General features: G+C 61.1%; 17 protein-coding genes and 4 pseudogenes. 15 read left to right on the forward strand and 6 right to left on the reverse strand.

Translation table 11 applies throughout. The features are described 5' to 3' along the window. Positions 1 to 12: 12 nt before the first annotated feature. The 11 genes and pseudogenes from ATY29_RS00865 to ATY29_RS00915 all read left to right on the forward strand — a co-directional run bounded on the left by ATY29_RS00865 (position 13) and on the right by ATY29_RS00915 (position 8,557). A complete protein-coding gene (locus ATY29_RS00865; RefSeq protein ID WP_025417666.1) occupies positions 13 to 723 on the forward strand; it encodes a ribonuclease activity regulator RraA in 711 nt (236 codons plus the stop codon). 62 nt (positions 724 to 785) lie between these two features. After that, a complete protein-coding gene (locus tag ATY29_RS00870) occupies positions 786 to 2,303 on the forward strand; it encodes an aldehyde dehydrogenase (NADP(+)) (RefSeq protein ID WP_097534613.1) in 1,518 nt (505 codons plus the stop codon). A gap of 334 nt (positions 2,304 to 2,637) precedes the next feature. Further along, positions 2,638 to 4,158, forward strand: a complete 1,521-nt coding sequence (locus tag ATY29_RS00875) for an ABC transporter substrate-binding protein (RefSeq protein ID WP_097534615.1) — start codon at positions 2,638 to 2,640, stop codon at positions 4,156 to 4,158. Positions 4,159 to 4,217: 59 nt separating this feature from the next. Continuing rightward, the gene (locus ATY29_RS00880) at positions 4,218 to 5,279 is read left to right on the forward strand and encodes an Ldh family oxidoreductase (RefSeq protein ID WP_172644322.1); all 1,062 of its coding nucleotides are present in this window, start codon (positions 4,218 to 4,220) and stop codon (positions 5,277 to 5,279) included. Between the two features lie 168 nt (positions 5,280 to 5,447). Continuing rightward, positions 5,448 to 5,737: pseudogene (locus ATY29_RS38275) on the forward strand (hypothetical protein). A 138-nt stretch (positions 5,738 to 5,875) separates the two neighbouring features. Next, entirely contained in the window at positions 5,876 to 6,283 is a 408-nt protein-coding gene (locus ATY29_RS00890; protein ID WP_003572703.1) for a hypothetical protein, read from the forward strand. A 67-nt stretch (positions 6,284 to 6,350) separates the two neighbouring features. Continuing rightward, positions 6,351 to 6,599, forward strand: a complete 249-nt coding sequence (locus tag ATY29_RS00895; protein WP_025417670.1) for a hypothetical protein — start codon at positions 6,351 to 6,353, stop codon at positions 6,597 to 6,599. A gap of 302 nt (positions 6,600 to 6,901) precedes the next feature. After that, the gene (locus ATY29_RS00900) at positions 6,902 to 7,132 is read left to right on the forward strand and encodes a hypothetical protein (protein WP_003572701.1); all 231 of its coding nucleotides are present in this window, start codon (positions 6,902 to 6,904) and stop codon (positions 7,130 to 7,132) included. A gap of 125 nt (positions 7,133 to 7,257) precedes the next feature. Next, positions 7,258 to 7,521 carry a hypothetical protein gene (locus tag ATY29_RS00905; RefSeq protein ID WP_003572700.1) on the forward strand — a complete coding sequence of 88 codons (264 nt, stop codon included), beginning with the start codon at positions 7,258 to 7,260 and terminating at the stop codon, positions 7,519 to 7,521. 143 nt (positions 7,522 to 7,664) lie between these two features. Further along, the gene (locus ATY29_RS00910) at positions 7,665 to 8,174 is read left to right on the forward strand and encodes a hypothetical protein (protein ID WP_003572699.1); all 510 of its coding nucleotides are present in this window, start codon (positions 7,665 to 7,667) and stop codon (positions 8,172 to 8,174) included. 131 nt (positions 8,175 to 8,305) lie between these two features. After that, complete coding sequence (locus tag ATY29_RS00915; protein WP_003572697.1) at positions 8,306 to 8,557, forward strand: hypothetical protein; 252 nt, start codon at positions 8,306 to 8,308, stop codon at positions 8,555 to 8,557. A gap of 79 nt (positions 8,558 to 8,636) precedes the next feature. On the opposite strand, the gene ATY29_RS00920 is transcribed toward ATY29_RS00915, so the two are convergent. Further along, positions 8,637 to 9,365: an endonuclease/exonuclease/phosphatase family protein gene (locus ATY29_RS00920; RefSeq protein WP_037092715.1), complete on the reverse strand. Its 729-nt coding sequence runs from the start codon at positions 9,363 to 9,365 to the stop codon at positions 8,637 to 8,639. Positions 9,366 to 9,479: 114 nt separating this feature from the next. Here ATY29_RS00920 and ATY29_RS00925 point away from each other — a divergent pair, with 114 nt between their 5' ends. Next, positions 9,480 to 10,439 (forward strand): lysylphosphatidylglycerol synthase domain-containing protein, encoded by a 960-nt coding sequence (locus ATY29_RS00925; protein WP_003572695.1) that lies wholly within the window; start codon positions 9,480 to 9,482, stop codon positions 10,437 to 10,439. On the opposite strand, the gene ATY29_RS00930 is transcribed toward ATY29_RS00925, so the two are convergent. Then, complete coding sequence (locus ATY29_RS00930; RefSeq protein WP_097534617.1) at positions 10,386 to 11,942, reverse strand: phospholipase D-like domain-containing protein; 1,557 nt, start codon at positions 11,940 to 11,942, stop codon at positions 10,386 to 10,388. The genes ATY29_RS00925 and ATY29_RS00930 overlap by 54 nt on opposite strands. Before the next feature lie 118 nt (positions 11,943 to 12,060). On the opposite strand from ATY29_RS00930, the gene ATY29_RS00935 reads away from it, so the two are divergent. After that, complete coding sequence (locus tag ATY29_RS00935) at positions 12,061 to 13,308, forward strand: DUF763 domain-containing protein (RefSeq protein ID WP_097534619.1); 1,248 nt, start codon at positions 12,061 to 12,063, stop codon at positions 13,306 to 13,308. 61 nt (positions 13,309 to 13,369) lie between these two features. Here the strand turns inward: ATY29_RS00935 and ATY29_RS00940 are convergent, their stop codons facing one another. The 3 genes and pseudogenes from ATY29_RS00940 to ATY29_RS38430 all read right to left on the reverse strand — a co-directional run. Next, positions 13,370 to 14,362 carry an Lnb N-terminal periplasmic domain-containing protein gene (locus ATY29_RS00940; protein ID WP_097534728.1) on the reverse strand — a complete coding sequence of 331 codons (993 nt, stop codon included), beginning with the start codon at positions 14,360 to 14,362 and terminating at the stop codon, positions 13,370 to 13,372. A 288-nt stretch (positions 14,363 to 14,650) separates the two neighbouring features. Beyond that, positions 14,651 to 15,568, reverse strand: coding sequence for a DMT family transporter (locus ATY29_RS00945; protein WP_003572691.1), 918 nt, complete (start codon positions 15,566 to 15,568; stop codon positions 14,651 to 14,653). 129 nt (positions 15,569 to 15,697) lie between these two features. Next, positions 15,698 to 16,102 (reverse strand): annotated as a pseudogene (locus ATY29_RS38430) (GntR family transcriptional regulator); the annotation flags it as partial. Here ATY29_RS38430 and ATY29_RS36630 point away from each other — a divergent pair. After that, a pseudogene (locus ATY29_RS36630) lies at positions 16,091 to 16,516 on the forward strand (SLC13 family permease); the annotation flags it as partial. The pseudogenes ATY29_RS38430 and ATY29_RS36630 sit on opposite strands and share 12 nt — an antisense overlap. A 117-nt stretch (positions 16,517 to 16,633) precedes the next feature. Here the strand turns inward: ATY29_RS36630 and ATY29_RS37365 are convergent. Continuing rightward, positions 16,634 to 16,879 (reverse strand): annotated as a pseudogene (locus ATY29_RS37365) (nucleoside 2-deoxyribosyltransferase); the annotation flags it as partial. A 112-nt stretch (positions 16,880 to 16,991) separates the two neighbouring features. On the opposite strand from ATY29_RS37365, the gene ATY29_RS00965 reads away from it, so the two are divergent. Beyond that, the gene (locus ATY29_RS00965) at positions 16,992 to 17,240 is read left to right on the forward strand and encodes a DUF982 domain-containing protein (protein WP_425299239.1); all 249 of its coding nucleotides are present in this window, start codon (positions 16,992 to 16,994) and stop codon (positions 17,238 to 17,240) included. Positions 17,241 to 17,248 lie beyond the last annotated feature (8 nt).

Here is a 17,248-nt window from a genome sequence, read left to right on the forward strand (position 1 = left end):
GGAGAAGGAAATATGAACCCTGCAACCCGTGAAAAGCTGATGGGTGTCTCCGTCGCGACGCTCTGCTCGGCGCTGTTCAAGCGCGGTCTGAGAAACCAGACGGTCCAGGACGTCCGGCCGGTGCAGCCGAAGGGCCGCAACATGGTCGGCCCGGCCTTCACGCTGCGTTACATGCCGGCACGCGAGGACCGCAACGCCATGAACGTCTTTCGCAACCCGAAACATCCGCAGCGGCTGGCCATAGAGACCTGCCCCGAAGGCCATGTTCTGGTCATGGACAGCCGCAAGGATCCGCGCGCCGCCTCCGCCGGCGACATCCTGATTACCCGTCTGATGGTGCGCGGCGGGGCCGGCGTCGTCAGCGACGGCGGCTTCCGCGACGCCATGACCATTGGCGGCCTCGAGATTCCCGCTTATCACCATCGTCCCTCCAGCCCGACCAATCTCACGCTGCATGAGGCGATCGACATCAACGTGCCGATCGGCTGCGGCGATGTGGCGGTCTTCCCAGGCGATATCATGGTTGGCGACGACGACAGCGTGATCGTCATCCCGGCCGAAATCGCCGACGAGATCGCCGACGAAGCGGTCGAGATGACCGCTTACGAGGATTTTGTCACGGAGCGCGTCAAGCAAGGACATACGATCATTGGCCTCTACCCGGCCACCGACGAAAGCAATTTGGCGCTTTTTGCCGAATGGCGGAAGGTGAACGGCCGCTAGAGCGGCGCATCTCGAACATCTGATCATCAGGACGGAGCAAGGCTCCGCCAAGGAGGATAACAATGAGCTGGACCCCTTCAGGCAGGCATCTCATCGCCGGCGAGTGGATTGCAGGAACGACCACATTTCGCTCCGAGCCTGCGCACGGGCCGGCACACGACTTTGCCGTTGGTACAACGGAACTGGTCGACCGTGCTTGCCGCGCTGCCGAAGCGGCATTCGCTGCCTATGCAGCAAAGACACGTGAGGAGCGCGCGATCTTCCTCGAGACAATTGCCGAGGAGATCGACAGACGCAGCGAGGCCGTTACCCTGATCGGAACCCAGGAAACCGGGCTTCCGGAAGGTCGGCTCAACGGCGAGCGCACCCGCACCACCGGCCAGCTCAAGCTGTTTGCCGAGCATATCCGCAAGGGCGCGCATCTCGACGCTCGTATCGATCCAGCGCTTCCCGATCGGCAACCGGCGCCGCGGCCCGAGATCCGTCTGGTGCAGCGGCCGATCGGCCCGGTCGCCGTTTTCGGCGCCTCGAATTTTCCGCTGGCATTCTCGACGGCCGGCGGTGATACGGCAGCAGCACTTGCCGCCGGCTGCCCTGTGGTGGTGAAGGGACATTCAGCCCACCCCGGCACAGGTGAAATCATTGCCGAGGCGGTTGCGGCTGCCATCGAACGCACCGGAATGCCGGCCGGCGTCTTCAGTCTGATTCAGGGAGGGCGCCGTGATGTCGGCACGGCTCTGGTGACGCATCCCGCCATCAAGGCCGTCGGCTTTACCGGATCGCTGGCCGGTGGTCGTGCACTCTTCGACCTTTGCGCCCAGCGCCCTGAGCCGATCCCCTTCTTCGGGGAACTCGGCAGCGTCAATCCCATGTTCCTGCTGCCGGCCGCGACCGCTGCCCGGGCGGAGGCGATCGGTTCAGGCTGGGCCGGCTCGCTGACGCTTGGCGCTGGCCAGTTCTGCACCAATCCCGGTATTGCCGTCGTCGTCGACGGACCGGAGGCGGACCAGTTCACTGGGGCTGCCAAGGCCGCTCTTGAAAAGGTGGCGCCGCAGACCATGCTGACCAAAGGCATCGCTAGCGCCTATCACGAAGGTGTCGAACGCATGCGGGCAAGCAACGCAGTCTCGCCGGTTCTGACGACAGAGAGTGCTGACCGTGCTGCAGGCCCGAACCTGTTCGAGACGAAGGGTTTGGCCTGGCTTGCCGATCATTCGCTCAGCGAGGAGGTGTTCGGTCCGCTCGGGCTCGTCGTGCGCGTCGGCTCGCCTGAAGAGATGGTCGCCCTTGCCGAGAGCTTCCAGGGACAGCTGACCATGACGATCCATATGGACGACGCAGATCTTGGCCTTGCCCGCGACCTGCTGCCGATCCTTGAAAGGAAGGCGGGCAGAGTGCTGGTCAATGGCTTCCCGACCGGCGTCGAGGTCGTCGATGCGATGGTGCATGGCGGACCCTATCCGGCCTCGACCAATTTCGGTGCGACGAGCGTCGGGACCATGTCGATCCGCAGGTTTCTGCGCCCCGTCGCCTACCAAAATTTCCCCGCCGGCCTGTTGCCCCAAGATCTGCGGAACTGAGACTGGGGAATGCCAAATGGATCGTCGCGACGAAACTTCGCGACGATCATTTGCCGGCTTCGAGGCAGGACCGATGCGGACGCCGTCGCCAGCCTTGCTCGTGACGAGGTCGAGATGCGCGGACTGACCGCTTCGCCCCACTAAAAATTGAGTGTTCAGCCAGGTTGGAAAGTCCGTGCCTCGGGCATCGCGCTTGATCGCACTTCTCAACTAGTATATTAGTGCGCTTATGTATTAGATCGGCTCTGGCAGGAGGAAGCGAGGGCCGAGCCACCCAAAGACAAGACCAAGATTTGCTGGAAGGAGCGCCGATGGCGCATGGGAGGAGAACGAAATGAAGCTTCATTTGGCAGCAGCCTGCTTTTCAACCACCGTGATCGGGCTGAGTATGGGCTCGGCTCTTGCTGAGGATGCCAAGAGCAACGTCACTGTTGTGCTTGCCGAAACCGTCGATGTCGTCGAGCCCTGCATGGCAGCGCGCCAGGACGTCGGCCGGGTGATTTCTGAAAACGTCAACGAGATGCTGGTGGAGTTCGACTACGTCAATGGCGGCCTCAAACCCCGCCTGGCGACGGAATGGTCGAAGATCGACGATGACACCTGGGAGTTCAAGCTGCGCCCGAATGTCAAATGGCACGATGGCAAGCCGTTCACCGCCAAGGACGTCCAGTTCACGATCGAGCGCAACAAGAACAAGAAGCTCAGCTGTGAGACCGGCGGCAAGTATTTCGGCGGCACGGAATTCAGTTTCGAGACGCCGGATGCCAACACGATCCGCATTACCACGAAACCAGCCCAGCCGATTCTTCCCTTGCTGATGACGGTGATGGCTGTGGAGTCGGCCGAAGCGACGCCAGCAGACGAATTCACCCGCAAGCCGATCGGCACCGGCCCCTATACGTTCGACAAATGGGAGATCGGCCAGTCGATCGTGCTGAAGCGCAATCCGGACTATTGGGGGGAGAAGCCGCAGGTGGAACAGGCGACCTATCTGTTCCGCTCAGATAGCGCTGTCGCGGCCGCCATGGTCGATGCCGGCGAAGCCGATATCGTTCCGGCCGTATCGGTACAGGATGCCACCAACAAGGAAACCGATTTCGCCTATCCGAATTCGGAGACGACATCGCTGCGCATCGACACTCGCGCGGCACCGCTCAACGACCGACGCATACGCGAAGCGATGAACCTCGCCATCGATCGTCAGGCAATGCTCGGAACCCTGTTCCCTGAACAGGCGAAGATCGCCACACAACTCGTCGTGCCAACAACGATCGGCTACAATGCCGATATCCCCGCATGGCCCTATGATCCCGAAAAAGCAAAGGAATTGGTCAAAGCCGCGAAAGCTGACGGCGTTCCGGTCGATCAGGAGATCCGCATCATCGGCCGCAACGGGCAATATCCCAATGCCACCGAAGCGATGGAAGCGATGATGGCAATGCTTCAGGATGTCGGCTTGAACGTCAAGCTCGACATGTACGACGTTTCCGTGTGGAACGGCTATTTCGTTGCACCTTTCGTCGCCGATTCCGGTCCGACTTTGACCCAGTCGCAGCACGATAATGCGACCGGCGATCCGGTCTTCACCGCCTTCGTGAAATATGCGAGCGACGGCTCGCACTCGATGGTCCGGGATCCCGCAGTCGACGCCCTGATCGCCAAGGCGACCTCGGCCACCGGCGACGAGCGCGCGAAACTCTGGAAGGAGCTGTTCGCCAAGGTGAACACCGAGATCATCGCCGATATCCCGATGTTTCATATGGTCGGTTTCACCCGGGTTTCGTCGCGTCTCGACTTTAAGCCGACGATCGCAACGAATTCCGAACTGCAGCTGTCGCAGATCCGCTTCAAGTAAACTTGCGGACCAGAGCGCGGGCCTCCTTTGGCCCGCGCTTTCCACGCCCTGACGGACGGATGCCCATGCCTTTGATTGACCGCATTACCCTGACCCAATTCGCCGAAGAGATTTTGACCCGCGCTGGGATGGAGCCCGACAAGGCCGAAACGACAGCCGCCGTCCTGGTGGAAGGCGACATGATCGGCCACGAGACGCATGGCGTCAGTCTGCTAAATTGGTATGTCGATGCGTTGGAGGATGGTTCGCTGGCGAAGGCGGGCAGCTACGAGGTGGTCAATGACCGCGGCGCAGCATTTGTCTGGGACGGCAGATCCTTGCCCGGCGCATGGTTGCTGACCAAGGCGATCGATCTGGCCTGCGAACGGGTACGCGATCATGGTGTCGTCACCGCGGCAATCCGAAACTGCCATCATACCTGCGCTCTGTCGGCCTTCATGCGGCAGGTTACCGAGCAGGGCCTGATCGTGCAGCTGTCGGTGTCGCATCCCGCGGCAAGCCGCGTCGCGCCCTATGGCGGCACGAAGCCGCTCCTGACACCGAACCCGATGGCGGCAGGGTTCCCGACATCCGAGGATCCGATCCTGATCGACGTCTCGGCTTCGATCACCACCACGACGATGACGCAAAACCTGGCGAAAACAGGCAAGAAATTCCCCGAGGCCTGGGCTTTCACCGCCGCAGGCGAGCCGACCGATGATCCGCGCGAGGTGACCGAACGTGGCGGGACGATGATGCCCCTTGGCGGCCAGCTGAAGGGACATAAGGGCTTTGGGCTCGGGCTGATCGTCGAATTGCTGGGGCAGGGGCTTTCCGGCAAGGGGCGGGCGAACGCGCCGGCTGGTGTGTTTTCGCAAAGCGCTTTTCTGCAGGTTATCGACCCCGCCTTTTTCGCTGGGCTGGGTGCTTTTACGGCCCAGTCCGACTTTCTCGCCTCCGCATGTCGCAGCAACCCGTCCGCGCCCTGGAACAACGGCCCGGTCCGCATGCCGGGTGATAGCGCGGCACGAAAGCGCCGTCTCGCATTGGAAGAGGGCGTGCCGGTCGGCGAGGTGGCTTGGGAGAAGCTCTGTGGACACGCCGCGATCCTGGGCTTGCCCATTCCTGATGTCGCCGTGTGACGACGTCACTGCAGGCTGGCCGAGAGCCCTGCCGATCCACTCAAGTCGATCGCCATGACGTTCCGAGGAATTTGTTCCCACGCCTCCTGCCGAATTCTGGAACAATGTCTGCCGTCCCCTGTTACATTGGCGATGAAGTCAGTATTGCGCAGGTAGTTGGAGGTCTCAATGAAGCGGAGCACGGGAGTTGGGGTGGTCTTCGCCCTTGTCCTGACGGGCTGTACGACTGGCGCGGGCTACTACTCGTCGGGGGGATTGGCCCCCATTCCCGGCAGCATCACGTATAGTGGTCAGCCTCGCACGAAGTTGACGAAATCACCCGTGGGTTCGTCCTTCCCGCACAGCTTCACCGATCAATGGGGACGTCAGGTCGAGGAAATTTACATCATCCAGCTGACCGGAGCTTGCTGATCGCGGCGCGCCACTACCGGCCAGTCTTCTCGTTCGACGACGACTAGAACAGGCATGATGATGTTCGAAAATCGCTCACACTTTCGGCCCCATGCTGCAGCGATTCCAGCGAAAACAACCCGGCGGGTATTGTGTCGGGAATTGCGCAAAACAAAGGATAGATGCTCTGGGAAGGAGAATTGATGATGCCGCGACGCAAGAGCACTGAGACGATGACCCTCGACACCAAAGGGGCCAAGATCGGCGAGCCGGTGCCGAAAGCCGTCATCGATACGAACACGGCCTCCGTCGGCGTTCCCCGACAGGCTGATCACGGTCTGCAGGAGGAGTTGAACACGCTGCGACAACAAATCGACGCGCTCCAGCATCAGATCCTCCATGGCGCTCGATCGGTAAAGGGAGGTGCCCGGAAGGCAATGCGTCAGACAGAAGCGGCGGTGAAGCTCTATCCGGTTTCGACGCTCCTCATCGTTACGGCTGCCGTGGGTGCGCTCGCCTTCGCTGCACGCCGTGCCTCTCCGCCGCGCCGTCGCCATCAACCAGCGCTGCGCGAGCTGAGGGATCTTTACGAGACTATCCGCGAGCGCATCTGACAAGATTTCGGGATTGTCAGCGTCGCGATTATGCCCGACACTTGATTATCCAAGCGGGGGCAACTGCATGCTCGACATCATCATACGACGTGCTCTTGATATTGTCGGGCGCACGGAGCGCCTGATCGAGGCTTGCAGGCGGCTGCTGGACAGTGAAGGGCTTGATGAAGTCGAAGTATACGAACTCGATTGCGAGATCGAGCGGCTCGGGGATGCGGTTTTCGTCGCCGACAAAGCCATTCGGTCGCTCGCAAGCACAGTCGAATGCTGGCCGCAGGCCGCCCAAGCCCACGGGATACTTAGAACATTGCATTGACGGCTGTCCCGGGGACTGACACTTCGCAATAGCTGTTCCGGGCAGGTTTTCGAGCCGTGATCTGCGTGTCACGCCGATGTCACGCGACCATGGAAGCAATATGTGCTTGATCGGCGTCGGTAGGCTGAGGCCAAACTCCTCTGACCTAGAGGTCGCCGGTTGCCGGGCTGACTGCTTGGTCGCTTGGTCTGTTTTTGAGCGCATTGGAGATACTCGATGAGGGATGTGTTGCCGACTATTACACGTGTCCTGAGCCGGGGGCGGCCGGGCCAACACTGCTATTGTTTTGCCGGGGCACCACGATGAGCTCGAAGCGCTCCGGGCGAAAATCTCAGCCCCACGAATTCATCTTTCCGGTTCACACGCGCACGATCGCACAGATCAGGTACGATAGCCTCAGCCGCGTCATGACGGTGGTTTATCACGACGGCCGCTCTACGACGACCACTGGCATACAGGGCCCGGCGATGCTGAGGATCCTTGCCCAGCGTCCGCTGGAGCGCTCCCCTTTTCTGTTGCAGACGGTCATCTGAGGCCGAAAGCCAATTTCGTATGCCGCGCGCGGACTAGGCATCCACGTGTTAAATCGGCGTGGTCGTGCATCCATTTCCCGCGGGCTGCGTTCCTCTCCAACAGCAGATCCATGGAGGGAATGCCGATGACCTTTCCAGCCCCGAAAACCGAAGCTCCCGTACAGCGCTTTGAAGAGGCGACCGATGCCGCGCGCGCGGCTTTGGAAAGCCTGATTGCTGCGGCCAATGAAGCCGGATGGGCAACCGGAGAAATAACCGCGGCGATCCTCAAAGCCGCGCAGTTTCTAAGCGATGCCAACAAGAAGGATCCCGATCCGGCCGACGATCCTGTCATCAGCGACGTATCTGCCAGGCAGGAACAGATTGGACACGGCGAACTTTACGATTAGAGCAATTCAAGGAAATGCTAGGCGCTCCGTTTGTCTCCAGCGTTTTCGGCGCGTCGTGACGAACGGGCAATCGCGGGCGGCGCATGATGCATCCTTCTGAGCCGTCGAGCGTTCTATCGCCAGGGATTAACTGGAGATGCATCATGTTCAAGGACGAACTCGGGGACATCGGCACAAATAGGGATATGCGCGACGATGCCGGTAGCGCACCGGCTGCCTTCCAGGAGACGAACGCCAATCCTGATCTGATCAGGCGTGAGGGCTTCGCGAGCGAGGCCGATTATCGGGCGTATCTTGCGACGCTCGGCGGTCATGTTCCTGCTGAAGGCCTCAGTGAGGATGCCCTGCGGGTGTCCGATGATTATGCCTTGGAAAGCCGGTTGCGAGATCTAAGAGAAGAACTCGAAAACCTTCGTGCTCGCCTTCACGTGATCCAGCGGCAGGCGGCGACCGTCGTAGTACAGAACGTCCGGTGGGCAGATGCCAGTGCTCATGCGCAGCTCGGCACCCAGCCGTGGCTCAAGCTGGCAGGCGCGATGGCGGCTACATTCGTAGTCACGAGGGCCATCAGGCAGCTCCCTCTGGGGGCTGTGACGACGACGGCGATGCCCTTGGTCGTTGCCGCAATGAACCGGAAGTTCGCCAGAAGTTGATACCGGACGCATGGCAGCCCAGGACGAGATGGCGCTTTATTCGTTGATTTTGATCGACCGATCGAAATCGTGCGGTCGCCATGTTCTCGCCGAAATATTAGTGACATCTTATATCCGCAACGGAGGCGAACATGCCTGGACATGACGACCGCTACGTCGAGATTACCACCCGTCTTCGCTCGGTACGGTCGTTCTGCGACTTTCTCTCGCAGGGCGGAACCGTCCGCGTCGCCGTGTCGGACGGAGCGCCCTACAAGGACGTAACCGCCGTTCTCCTGGAACGGAACCGCAGGGAGGCTGAAGCACTCGACCGCGTAAGGCGGCAGCTCTACCCGGAGCTTGCGGACGAAGACGTGGTGCCGCCGCTCTACAGTCGTCACTGACCGCGCATCGCAAGCCTGATCAGGCTACGATGCGCGCGGCCGATCTCGTCATGCAGCGGTGACCCAAGCATACGGACGATCAGGCAAAACCGATTTCCGCGACGAGAGGAAGGTGGTCCGAGGCGATCCGCGCCAAGCGGCTTTCCAGAACCGTCGCCTGTTTGACGATGAGATCGCTGGTGACAAAGATGTGGTCGAGGCGCATCAGCGGGTAGCGGGCGGGAAAGGTTGCTCTCGGCCGCGCACTGCCTGCCAGCTGGGCGTCCTTCAACGATCGCGCGGCCAGTCGGTACGTCGCCGACGACGGAATGGCGTTGAAGTCGCCGCAGAGGATGGTGGGAAGCGGTTCTTCTGCCGTCCCGCGCAGCCAGCCCGAGTTCAATAGCGTCGTCATCTGCCCCATGCGCTCGCGGCCGCGGAGGCCGAGATGGGTGTTTACGACCAGCAATTTTCTGTCGCCGACCAGGATTTCGACGGAAAGGGCGCCGCGCTGTTCGCCGATGGATGGCAGCGGTCCGGCCTTGACGGCTCCCGTCGGCAAGGCGGTGATGATGGCATCGCCATACTGCTCTTCGGCAACCGACAGCGCCGGATGGAAATGGGCCTGCATCTTGAGAAGCGAGGCAATCGTATGAGCCTGGTCGATGCCGCCGGTCCTGCGTCTGAGGACGTCGACCTCCTGAAGAGCGATGATGTCGGCTTGCGCCTCGGCGATGACCGAAGCGATGCGCCCGGGATCGAGCTTACGATCGCTGCCGATGCAGCTGTGGACGTTATATGTCAGGAGTTTGATTGGTTTTTCCGCCATGGGCCCGCTGAAATTCGTCCCTGGGGACATCGATCTCGTTCCCTGGGGAACACAAAACTCGTTTGATCGTTCCAGAATATCAGCCCAACGCGCTCGTACTTCTGAGGACAATCGATGAGCTTGAAAAGCATGATCTGGAATGGACTGCTCGTTGCCGCCCTGTGTTTTGCGGTCTTTCTTCTCTATAGCATCTTCGAACAGTACAGCCTCGATCAGATCGTCCAATCGGTTCGCAGCATACCGCTTTCAAACTTCTGTACAGCGCTTCTCTTTGCTACGGCATCCTATCTGTGCCTTGGCTGTTTCGATCTGCTGGCGATCCGTTCGCTCGGCAAATCCTTGCCTTACCCGAAAATTGCATTGGCTTCGTTCATAAGCCTGTCGCTCGGCCACAATATCGGTTTTGCTGGACTGAGCAGCGGTGCCTTCCGCTACCGCTTCTATTCGCGCTGGGGGCTGACGACCGAAGACGTGGCGAAGATCATCCTGTTCTGCGGCGTCACAGTCGGGCTCGGGCTGGTCACGCTCGGCGGTCTTGCCCTGATCGTCAATCCGGGTGATGCCGGGCGCCTGCTGCGGCTTGATCCGGCCAGTGTGCGCATCTTCGGCCTGCTGGCGCTCACAGTCCCAGTCGTCTATGCCGGGCTGGCGTTTTTCATCCGCAGCAAGTTGCGGCTTTGGCGCTGGTCGTTTCAGTTGCCGCGATTTTCGATTGCTGTCGCGCAGGTCGGGATCGGGACGATCAATTTCATGCTCGTTTCCGCCTGCCTGCACCAGATGCTCTCGGCCCTCGGCGACGTCGCCTTCTTCAGGTCGGTGACGGCATACGTGCTGGCCAATTCGGCAGTTCTCGCAACCCATGTTCCAGGCGGGCTCGGCGTGCTCGAGGCGACCGTCTCTTATGTCGTGCCGCAGGTAGCCTCGATCGGCGCGTTGATCGCGTTTCGCTGCGCCTATTTCTTCATTCCGTTGGCGCTCGGCACGACGCTTCTGCTTATTAGTGAGATTGTCTTCCGCAGGTCACGCGGGACGGACGAGGAGGCGGACGAGCGCGCCGAGGCCCAGTCGGCGTAGGGGCAGGAAAGGCCGGGCCGGGTCGAAGAGCCCGGTGCCTCTCACCGGTGAGATGCTGCCGGTAAGCTCGACTGCGAATTCTCTCAGGCCCTGGGCACCAACATTCAGCGCGTCGATCGCTTCGATCACCGAGCCACTTTGCGCGTAAGCGGCTGCAAAGCTCTCGGTGGCTGTTCCTAGATATTCCGCCAGCAGGCGATTGCGCAGCTCCGCGACCGCGCGGCGGTGCTCGTCTGTTTCAGGCTGGAATAGTATATCGCATTCTGAATCAACCCCTTCTGAGCGATTGTTGAGATTCGAGGAGCCGATGCGCACCAGCTCATCGTCGGCGATCATCAGTTTGGAATGAATGAGCACCTCGACCTCGTCGACCGTCGCCGGCACGGTCTGTCCGGGCACTGTCGGGCCGGGCACGACTGGCCCGGGCACTATTGGCCCGGGCACGACGGGAAAATAGACGCGCAGCCGGTTCGCGCGATCGGCCCGTTTGAGAAGCCGGATGACGCGGTCGCGATTGCCGCCCATGATAATCTTCTCGATCAGGCCGTGAGAGCTGCGGGTGCAGATGATGACGACCTCGGGACCATTTTCCTCCTGCAGGCGCGCGGCAATGGCATCGGCGACGCGGAAGGAGGCGAGATATTGCGCCTCGATATAAAGCAGGCGCCGTGCTCGGGAAATGATGTCCAATGTCGAGGCGATACCGTCGCTGACGCCGGCGCGCAAGGTTGTCGATGGCTCCGTCAGCACGAAGCCGACTGGGATTTCCCGCAGCGAAACGGCGAGATCATCGGGCCAGGTAAAGGGTGGGCGCTCGGCGAGCGCCGGGTGCTTTTCGCCGGTGGCTGTTTCCCAGCGCCGCCTGGCGATATCGCCGATCAGTCGGGCGGCGTCGCCCGTGACCATCGCCTGAACGTCATGCAGCGGATCGTAGGAAACACCCTCAGGGTCACGCCGGAGCCTGTCTCTGGCACGATGGCGCTTTGTGTCCCATCGCCGCGACGTCAGGTCGATGCCGCCGATGAAGGCGACGGCGTCGTCGATGCAGACGAGTTTCTGGTGGTGGCTGCCGCGAACGGCGCCTTGAAGATCGAAGCGCAGGTCGATCCTGGCATTCCGCGGGAAGGTCTTTTTGCGTAGCACCTGCAGCGACTTTTCCGAATAGACCGGCCCGAGTGCCCAGATGAGAATGCGCATTTCGAGCTCGGGATTGGCCGCTGCGAGCCCATGCAACAGGTCTGCCAAAGTCTCGCCGGATTTTTCCGGTTCCAACGGGATGTCGGGATTGAAATCCCAGCCGACGATCCAGATCGTGCGCCTTGCCTGCCGCAGCGCTCGCGAAACTTCGGCGAAATATCGGTTGCCGTTGATCAGGAACGCCGCCTTCTCGGCTTTGCCGTCAAGGCGCAAAGCGCTGTTATTCTGTTTTTCGCGGCCGTCCGGCCGCTGCGATTTTGCCTGGGGCAGGCTCGTGTTATTGAAGACGGTCTCGATTGCGGTCATGATTGCCTCGGCTTCTAACTGCGAAAACAAACGCCTGGAATATTTTTGGGTTCCGTGCGGTGTTGGAAGAGGCGGCCGGGCTGTCTTTGCCGGGTGATGGAAAGCGTAAGGAAACGAAATGTCACAACGAGCAGGCAGCGCCGATCTTCCCCTTCATGGAGGACGCGTTCCGCATTGGCTCGGCGACCGGATGACGCGGCTGGGCGCCCTGATCACCGAAGCGATCGTGCACCACTACGGCCGCGACGAATTCCTGCGCAGGCTCGCCCACCCTTTCTGGTTCCAGTCCTTCGGCGCGGTCATGGGCATGGACTGGCATTCCTCCGGCATTACAACAAGCGTTCTCGGCGCGTTGAAGCGCGGGCTGAAACCGCGGGCCGGCGAGCTCGGTCTGCATGTCTGCGGCGGACGCGGCGCACATTCACGCAAGACCCCGCAGGAGCTCGTCTCGATCGGCGAACGTGTCGGTCTCGACGGCGAAGGCCTGGCTACGACGAGCCGTCTGATCGCCAAGGTCGACAGCGCTGCCCTCCAGGATGGGTTCGATCTTTATCTGCACGGCTTTATCGTCGCCGATGATGGCCATTGGGTGGTCGTGCAACAGGGCATGAACGGCGACCGGCGGCAGGCGCGGCGTTATCACTGGCTGTCGGAAGGGCTGGAGAGTTTTGTCGACTCGCCGCATGCGGCAATCGAGGGCAGGAGCCAGGGGACGATCGTCAATCTGGCCGACAGGCGGGCCGAGCGATCGCGGCGTGGCCAGCTCGACCTGCTGGCAACGCTCGGCCCCGACCGGATCATCCGCGAGGCGGCCGCGCTGCTGCGGGTCGAGCAACCGGCGCCAGAACCCGCCGAACAGCCGATGCTGCCGCATCTGATCATGCCGGCCCACCACGACGTGCGCGAGAGCGATGTCAACATGCGGCGCCTGCATGGAAATCTTGCCGCCGCGGCCGACCGCGGGCCGGCGGATTTCGAAGAGCTGCTGCTGGTTCCCGGTGTCGGCGCCCGTACGGTGGAAGCGCTGGCCATGGTGGCCGAAGTTGTCCACGGCGCACCCTGCCGTTTTTCCGATCCGGCACGCTTCTCGATCGCCCATGGCGGCAAGGACCGCCATCCTTTCCCGGTGCCGCTCAAGGTCTATGACGAGACGATCGGCGTGATGAAATCGGCGGTGCAGAAGGGCAGGCTCGGACGGGAGGAGGAGTTGCAGGCGCTCAAGCGCCTGGATGACCAATCCCGGCAGATGGAACGCTACGTCACCGGTCCCGACCTCAAGGAGATCATCGCCGGCGAATTTCGCCAATCCACCGAGTTCGGGGGCCGCAGCGTCTTCGGCTGGGAGCCGCCGCCGGGTGAGAATTAGATGATACCAAAGCATGCGCGGTTTTCGGGCGACATCACGCCATCGATTCCGACTTTCGAGTTCAATCGAGCGGTGAGGGCACACCTTCGCGGATCGCTTTCGAGAAATCCACGGAGGCGTCGGCACTTTTTGCCCGTGGGGCAATATGCGCCGCCGCCTTCAACTCCTCAAACGGCAGCTTCGTGTCGAGCGCATTCCGGTCATAGGCGAATTCGGGAAGGTAGCCATTCACGATCAGCCGCCAATCGAACGGAAATGTGGCGCCGACGGCCCGCATCATTTTGGCGGCAGTCGTGGTGCAGTTGGTGGTGAGCGAGTTGTAGAAGCGCGGGTGTTCGGCGAGCGCGTTTGCATCGCTGACATATTGCAGGAGAAGCCGTGCGGCATTGGCCGGCGGAGCGCGCATGCGAAAGAGCTGGACGTCTTCGCCACGAATGTTGGACCGGACACGAACGACATCACGTTCGTCGGCCGCGATGATGACGAGGGGATTGCTTTTGAAGAGGTCACCGAGCGGAGAAAATTTACCCCCAGCCGTTCGCCGCACCTCGATCGACCATGCCAGGTATTGATCGCCGTCGAAGCCGAAGCTGAGGATCATGTGCGCCATTTCGGGCCCTGCCCAATAGGACATGAACAGGTCAAGGCTCTTGAGCTTCTTCAGGTCGTAGGCGCGCGGCTCCCATTTCTCCACAAAACTGCCGTCGCTCTTCCAGGTAAAATTTCTGACGTTGGTCAGCGTCAGAATATCCCTGTCGACCGTTCCCGTCACCTGCCTGGCGACGTCTCCGGCCCAGTTGGCAGCGGCAGGAGGCTCGATCGAACTCCACCACACGACGATGCCTGTAAAGCATAGGACGAAAGGAAGGATGACAACGAGGCGGGGCCTCCAGATCATCGAAATTACGGCGACAACGCCGAGCAGTGCGAGGCTTCCTGCGGCTGCCCCTCTTATCGCAGGGGAAACCGGCAGACGGTAGAATAGTGCGAGGGAGGCCCAGATGGTCGCCAACAGCAACGCTAAGCCGAAGGCTGCCTCTGCCGCCCGGAACATGATGCGGAGAGGCAGAGCCACTCGCGGCCGCCCGCGGCCAGCAGTTGTTGGCGCGCTGCCGCTGTCGTTGAAACTCATGACGCCTTCCTATCCTTGTTGAAGGTCAATCGATGATTTCGATGTTCCAGACATGTGACGAAGGCACGAAGTGTCTTGATCTGGAGACGCATTGTCGACGCTCGGAATGATCTGGCGTCCGTGACGGCGACAAACAATCTGGCTTGAAGTGTTGACGCTTGTCCAGTCCGCATCGGACAAACGCCCGCAAGGCAGGCTGCTTACAAGCCTTCAATGGCCGTCGGGCGGAACCGCTTCGGAGGGAACCGTCTCTTTCAGGTTCTTCCGATGGAAGATGAAGAGCCCGGCAAAGACGATGATTGCGGCGCCGACGACGATCTGCATATCGGGAATATCGTTGAAGAAGATGTAGCCCAGCACGATCGCCCAGAGCAGCAGCGTATATTGCAGCGGCGCCAGTAGTGATGCTGGTGCGAGCTTCAGCGAACGGGTGATCAGCAAATGCGCACATGTGGCGACGACGCCGAGCAACAGCATGCCGGACCAATTGATCAGCGTTGCCGGCTGCCAATGGCCGATGCTTAAGCCGATGCCGGCGGCAAGAGCGGCGACCGTCTGCCATGTCACCAGCGTTGTGTCGCTGGTCGAACGCAGATAGCGGCTCATCACCAGCGACAGCGCAAAGGCAAGGCTGCCGGCAAGGCCGAAGAGCGACGGAAGCGACAGCATAGCCGTCGACGGACGCAGCGCGATGACGACGCCCGCGAAGCCGACCAGAACGGCGAGCCAGCGGCGCCAGCCGATCTTTTCTCCAAGAAAGAAATGCGAAAGCGCCGCGATGTAGATCGGCCCGGCCATATAGAAGGTCATGACGTCGGCGAGCGGCAGATAAGCGACGGCCGCGTAGAACAGAGCGACATCGCCGGTTGCCATGAAAACGCGTAGGAACTGGAGGCCTTTCTGTTCGACGCGGAACAGGGCCATCGGCCCTTGCCTGAGGATCATCGGACCGAGCACGATGAAAGCGCCGACCGAGCGGATCACGAGCACCTGGCCGACGGCAAAGCTTGCGACCAGCCACTTGCCCATCGCATCGTTCAGCGCAAAGAGCAGATCGCCGAGCAGCATCAGCACGACACCTGTCATGATCAGGTTTCCGGCGTTGGCTGCAGCCGCCTTGGTCTTCATCTCTCGAATCCTCGCAAAACGGCCGCGCATTGCGCGGCCGAGTGCGGCTTCGGCCTTAACGCTGCCAATGTCAATGGTCAGTTAAAAGCTCTTGCCCTCAAAACCTTGAGGCATGTCGCTCAACAAAGTTCATCTGGTTGCCATGCTTGCGACCAGATCGCTAAATCTCACCGGAGCAGACGGCGGGCTTCATCTCCATCTCCAGCAAAAATCGCATCGACGATGGCGCAATGTTCCAAGAAGGATGTTGAAAGGCGGTTTCGCACGCGCAGCTGGAGGCGGCGATAGGGTCGCAGGCGTCGATGCAATCACGGGCATTGCTCCTCGAGGAAATCGCTTCGGCCGGCTGCGTAGATAGCCTCCATGAAACTCCTCACTATCGCAATAATAGGCATCACTGGCCCCGGCTGATTGCTCGCAGCGGCTATGGGTGGCCGTGATCGCTTCCCAGGAGGCCTCGTCCAGCCGTCGTGCGGCAAGCGACCCAGCCAAGCCCTCCAGCTCAGCCGTAACCTCGAACATCTCGTAGACGCGGGGATCATCACCTATGTCGGCGTGATGGATAAAGCCGGGACGGTCGACTATGTGGCGCACGGCGTATCCAGTCTCGGCATGCCGCTGCTGGTGGCGCTTCTGCTTTGCTTTACGGGTGCAATCGTCTCGGCCTTTGCGTCGTCGACCGCGCTGCTCGGCGCGATTATCCCTCTCGCCGTGCCGTTCCTGTTGCACGGGCACATCAGCGCCGTCGGGGTGGTCGCCGCGATCGCGATCTCGACCACGATCGTCGATACCAGTCCGTTTTCCACCAATGGCGCCCTTGTCGTCGCCAGTGCACCGGATGACAGGTGAGACCAGGTGCTGCGACAGTTGCTGATCTACAGCGCCCTGATTGCGATCATCGGCCCGATCGTTACCTGGCTGGTGTCCATCGTGCCTGGCCTGGTCTGACGGCGCTACTTATCAAAGCGTGTCGAACCCATTCGGCACACTTGCAGACCGCCTTATTGTCCAGGACGCCGATTGCTTTCCCAGTCACCGGCTCGTCGTGGAAAATTTGGGCCGCATCTATCGCAGCGTCTCGACTGCGACGGCGAGACACGTCTTGAAAGCGGTCAAGTCCGTACAGAGCGCATCCGGCGCCGCGTCCCCGACGATGAGGACGCCGTCGCGCCGCTAGATCCCGGCGTGCAGCATAAGATTGCCGGCCAGGCCGAAATCTTCGACCGCAATTCCGTTCGGGTCTCGCAGCCGACCTTCGGCATCATAGGCGATGGCCCCGCCAAAAAGATCGCTGACGCGCCCGCCGTGATCCGGGCCACACTGGACGCGGCGCGTACAGATCGTTCGTCCGATTCATATAGGACCAAGGTCCCATATTGGAACGAGCCCGCGCCGATGACGTTCAGCCGAAAGAGCCGAGGAGATGTCGATGCGCCACGATTTTTGGGACCAGCCCGTTGAGGTCATCATCGGGGATGTCGACCACCCTAAGAGTATCCGCAATAGCAGGGACGCGCTCGCATATCTGATGACCTGTTGGCCGCGTGAGAAAGCGGCATCCTTCGCCGTCGCAAAGAAGATCTGCACCGACGCCGCCGAAGGGCGAGCCGATTCAGCCGCGGCCGCTTTGGCATTCAAAGTCGCGGCCGAAGAAGCCGGCGTCCTCCGTTAGGGACATTC

The organism is Rhizobium hidalgonense, from assembly GCF_002914525.1.
Classification (GTDB): Bacteria; Pseudomonadota; Alphaproteobacteria; order Rhizobiales; family Rhizobiaceae; genus Rhizobium; species Rhizobium hidalgonense.

Bases quoted from the DNA above. Each gene is read 5' to 3' on its own strand.
- ATY29_RS00865 (WP_025417666.1), top strand. From the start codon at position 13: ATGAACCCTGCAACCCGTGAAAAGCTGATGGGTGTCTCCGTCGCGACG.
- ATY29_RS00870 (WP_097534613.1), top strand. From the start codon at position 786: ATGAGCTGGACCCCTTCAGGCAGGCATCTCATCGCCGGCGAGTGGATT.
- ATY29_RS00875 (WP_097534615.1), top strand. From the start codon at position 2,638: ATGAAGCTTCATTTGGCAGCAGCCTGCTTTTCAACCACCGTGATCGGG.
- ATY29_RS00880 (WP_172644322.1), top strand. From the start codon at position 4,218: ATGCCCATGCCTTTGATTGACCGCATTACCCTGACCCAATTCGCCGAA.
- ATY29_RS00890 (WP_003572703.1), top strand. From the start codon at position 5,876: ATGCCGCGACGCAAGAGCACTGAGACGATGACCCTCGACACCAAAGGG.
- ATY29_RS00895 (WP_025417670.1), top strand. From the start codon at position 6,351: ATGCTCGACATCATCATACGACGTGCTCTTGATATTGTCGGGCGCACG.
- ATY29_RS00900 (WP_003572701.1), top strand. From the start codon at position 6,902: ATGAGCTCGAAGCGCTCCGGGCGAAAATCTCAGCCCCACGAATTCATC.
- ATY29_RS00905 (WP_003572700.1), top strand. From the start codon at position 7,258: ATGACCTTTCCAGCCCCGAAAACCGAAGCTCCCGTACAGCGCTTTGAA.
- ATY29_RS00910 (WP_003572699.1), top strand. From the start codon at position 7,665: ATGTTCAAGGACGAACTCGGGGACATCGGCACAAATAGGGATATGCGC.
- ATY29_RS00915 (WP_003572697.1), top strand. From the start codon at position 8,306: ATGCCTGGACATGACGACCGCTACGTCGAGATTACCACCCGTCTTCGC.
- ATY29_RS00920 (WP_037092715.1), bottom strand. From the start codon at position 9,365: ATGGCGGAAAAACCAATCAAACTCCTGACATATAACGTCCACAGCTGC.
- ATY29_RS00925 (WP_003572695.1), top strand. From the start codon at position 9,480: ATGAGCTTGAAAAGCATGATCTGGAATGGACTGCTCGTTGCCGCCCTG.
- ATY29_RS00930 (WP_097534617.1), bottom strand. From the start codon at position 11,942: ATGACCGCAATCGAGACCGTCTTCAATAACACGAGCCTGCCCCAGGCA.
- ATY29_RS00935 (WP_097534619.1), top strand. From the start codon at position 12,061: ATGTCACAACGAGCAGGCAGCGCCGATCTTCCCCTTCATGGAGGACGC.
- ATY29_RS00940 (WP_097534728.1), bottom strand. From the start codon at position 14,362: ATGTTCCGGGCGGCAGAGGCAGCCTTCGGCTTAGCGTTGCTGTTGGCG.
- ATY29_RS00945 (WP_003572691.1), bottom strand. From the start codon at position 15,568: ATGAAGACCAAGGCGGCTGCAGCCAACGCCGGAAACCTGATCATGACA.
- ATY29_RS00965 (WP_425299239.1), top strand. From the start codon at position 16,992: ATGTCGATGCGCCACGATTTTTGGGACCAGCCCGTTGAGGTCATCATC.